The sequence below is a fragment of the Brevibacterium sp. genome (genome assembly GCF_022712115.1).
Classification (GTDB): Bacteria; Actinomycetota; Actinomycetes; order Actinomycetales; family Brevibacteriaceae; genus Brevibacterium; species Brevibacterium salitolerans.
In genome coordinates this window covers 1-3,549 of sequence record NZ_JALAHB010000225.1, presented here as the reverse complement: position 1 = coordinate 3,549, position 3,549 = coordinate 1, and the positions used below count along the sequence as shown (strand labels likewise).

The following is a 3,549-nucleotide window of genomic DNA, read 5'->3' as shown; positions in this document are numbered from 1 at the left end:
ATGGCCGGCATCACCAACACGGCGTTCCGCCGGCTGTGCCGTGAGTACGGCGGCGGTCTCTACGTCACGGAGATGGTGACCACGCGGGCACTCGTGGAGCGCAATGAGAAGACCATGCGGATCATCCACCACGAGCCCTACGAGACGCCGCGCTCGGTCCAGCTGTACGGCGTCGACCCGGTCACGACGGGCAAGGCCGTCCGCCTCCTCGTCGAGGAGGACCGGGCCGACCACATCGACCTGAACTTCGGCTGCCCCGTGCCCAAGGTGACCCGCAAGGGCGGGGGATCGGCGCTGCCGTGGAAGACGGACCTCTTCACCGCCATCGTGGAGACCGCCGTGCGCGAGGCCGACCGTGGCGGCGTCCCGCTCACCGTGAAGATGCGCAAGGGCATCGACGACGACCACCTCACGTTCGTCGACGCCGCCCGCACCGCGGTGCGCGCCGGGGTCTCCGCCATGACCCTCCACGGCCGCACCTGCGCGCAGCTCTACTCCGGCACGGCGGACTGGGAGTCGATCGCCCGCATGAAGGAGGTCGTGCACTCCCTGGTGGGCGACGAGATCCCCGTGCTGGGCAACGGCGACATCTTCGCCGCCGAGGACGCGCTGACCATGATGGAGCGGACCGGGTGCGACGGGGTGGTGATCGGCCGCGGCTGCCAGGGGCGTCCCTGGCTGTTCGGGGATCTGGAGAACGCGCTCGCAGGCAATCCGCTGCGCAATCAGCCGGACCTCGGCGGCGTGGCGGACGCCGTGCGCAGGCACGCCGTCTACCTCACCGAGCACTACGAGGACGAGTTCATGGGCGTCCGCGACCTGCGCAAGCACATCGCCTGGTACTTCAAGGGGTATCCGGTGGGCGGCGACCTACGCAGCCGGCTGGCGAAGGTCTCCTCACTCGAGGAGCTCGACGCGCTGCTGGGCGAGCTCGACCGCGGCCAGCCGTATCCCGGCGAGGCCGCGGAGGGCGCCCGCGGGCGCACCACCCGCCCCCGGCGCCCGCACCTCCCGGAGGGCTGGCTGGACTCGCGCACCATGGACGACTCCTGGTACGCGGAGCTGGCCGAGGCCGAACTCGACGTCTCGGGCGGCTGACGTGACGACCGGCTACCTCCCCGCTCCCGTCTACGAGTACTCGGCCGAGGACCAGGACCGCTGGGTGGTCGAAGCGCCCAAGAACCCGCGCCGCACCGCCTTCCAGCGCGACCGGGCGCGTGTCGTCCACTCCTCCGGGCTCCGGCGCCTGGGCGCGAAGACGCAGGTCGTCTCGCCCGGCAGCGACGACTTCGTCCGCACCCGGCTCACCCACTCGCTCGAGGTGGCGCAGGTGGGCCGCGAACTCGCCCGGTACCTCGGCTGCGATCCCGAGATCGTCGACACCGCCTGCCTCAGCCACGACCTCGGACACCCGCCCTTCGGCCATCACGGGGAGACGGTGCTGGACGAGCTCGCGAGCGGGATCGGCGGCTTCGAGGGGAACGCGCAGACGCTGCGTCTCCTCACCCGCCTCGAACCCAAGGTCTTCACGGAGGCGGGCGGTCCCGCCGGCCTCAACCTCACCCGGGCGAGCCTCGACGCCTGCACGAAGTACCCGTGGCCGCGCGCCGAGGCGCCGGCCGGCCGGGAAGGCGCGCCCGTGCGGAAGTTCGGCGTCTACGTAGACGACGCCTCCGTCTTCGCCTTCTACCGCCAGGGGCGCCCCGCGGGGCAGCGGTGCATCGAGGCGCAGCTCATGGACCTCGCAGACGACATCTCCTACTCGGTCCACGACGTGGAGGACGCCGTGGTCGCCGGGCACCTCCGGCTCGACGGCTTCACCGACGACGGAGCGCTGGCCCGGCTCGTGGAGATCACGCGCGCCTGGTACCTCCCGGACGCCGCCGAGGACACGGTCGCCGCGGCGCTGGGCCGCCTGCAGAAGGCCTCCTACTGGCCCCGTGAGAGCTACACCGGCACGCGCCGGGACCAGGCCTCGCTCAAGCACATGACGAGCCAGCTCATCGGCAGGTTCACCGCGGCCGCGGAGGCGGCGACCCGCGAGGAGTTCGGCTGGGGGCCGCTGGGCAGGTACGCCGGCAGCCTCGTCGTCCCCGACGCCTCGGCGGAGGAGATCGCCGTGCTCAAGGGCATGGCGACGCTCACCGTCATGGTCGCCGACGACCGGCTGCGCCTGCAGGAGATCCAGGGGGACGTGCTGCGCACCCTCACGGAGTTCTTCAGCGAGCGCCCCGCGGCGATGGATCCCATGTTCGCCGCGGACCACGCGGAGGCCGAGGACGATGCGGGCAGGCTCCGCGCCGTCATCGACCAGGTCGCCTCCCTCACCGACCACTCCGCCTGGACGCACTTCCACCGGATCCGCGCAGCGGACGCGGACCTGCTGTGAACCGACTGCCGTGAACAGAGGAGGCGCCCGCGCATGCCGGGACTGATCAGGCGCGAGGACATCGACGAGGTCCGCTCGCGCACCCGGCTCGACGAGGTCGTGGGGGAGTACGTCACGCTCCGGAACGCCGGTGTGGGCTCGATGAAGGGCCTCTGCCCGTTCCACGACGAGAAGACCCCGTCCTTCCACGTCCGCCCGCAGGTGGGGATGTACCACTGCTTCGGCTGCGGGGAGAGCGGGGACGTGTTCACGTTCCTCCAGAAGCTCGACGGGATGACCTTCGCGGAGTCCGTCGAGCGGCTCGCCGAGCGCGCGGGCGTCCAGCTCACGTACGAGGAGGGCGGCTCCGGCCCGGACCGTGAGGAGGTCGGCCGCAGGCAGCGGCTCATCGAGGCCCATCAGCTCGCGGAGGAGTACTATCGCACGCAGCTCGGCTCCCAGGAGGCCGGTGCGGCGCGCGAGTACCTGCACACCCGCGGCTTCGACGACGCGGCGCTCGCGCACTTCGGCGTCGGCTACGCCCCGCGCGGCTGGGACCATCTGCTCAAGGCGCTGCGCGGTCGCGGCTTCACGACGGAGGAGCTCGTCGCGACGGGTCTGGTCTCGGAGGGCCAGCGCGGGGTGTACGACCGCTTCCGCGGCCGCATCATGTGGCCCATCCGCGACGTCACGGGGCGGACCATCGGGTTCGGCGCCCGGAAGCTCTACGAGGACGACCCCGGTCCCAAGTACCTCAACACGCCGGAGACGGGCCTCTACCACAAGGCACAGGTGCTCTACGGCCTCGACCTCGCCAAGCGCGCGATCTCGAAGACCAAGCGCGTCGTCATCGTCGAGGGCTACACGGACGTCATGGCCGCGCACCTCGCCGGGGTGGAGCAGGCCGTGGCGACCTGCGGCACGGCCTTCGGTGATGAGCACGTGAAGATCGTCCGCCGGCTGCTGGGCGACGACGCCGCCGGGACGGGCGAGGTCGTGTTCACCTTCGACGGCGACGAGGCCGGGCAGAAGGCCGCGCTGCGCGCCTTCGAGCTCAACGAGAAGTTCGTCTCCCAGACCTTCGTCGCCGTCGAGCGCTCCGGCCGTGATCCGGCGGATCTGCGCCTGGCCGCCGGCGACGCCGCGGTGCGCGAGCTCATCGACTCCCGCCGCCCCCTCTT

The 3,549-nt window shown here is 71.7% G+C and carries 3 protein-coding genes; all 3 read left to right on the top strand.

Translation table 11 applies throughout. The annotated features are described in order from the left end of the window. The coding region (dusB, locus tag Q0A33_RS13435; RefSeq protein WP_291797733.1) for a tRNA dihydrouridine synthase DusB at positions 1–1,098 on the top strand (1,098 nt) is incomplete at its 5' end. Position 1,099: 1 nt separating this feature from the next. Then, complete coding sequence (locus tag Q0A33_RS13430; RefSeq protein ID WP_291797729.1) at positions 1,100–2,389, top strand: deoxyguanosinetriphosphate triphosphohydrolase; 1,290 nt, start codon at positions 1,100–1,102, stop codon at positions 2,387–2,389. Positions 2,390–2,422: 33 nt separating this feature from the next. After that, a partial coding sequence (dnaG, locus tag Q0A33_RS13425; RefSeq protein ID WP_291797726.1) for a DNA primase occupies positions 2,423–3,549 on the top strand: 1,127 nt, incomplete at its 3' end.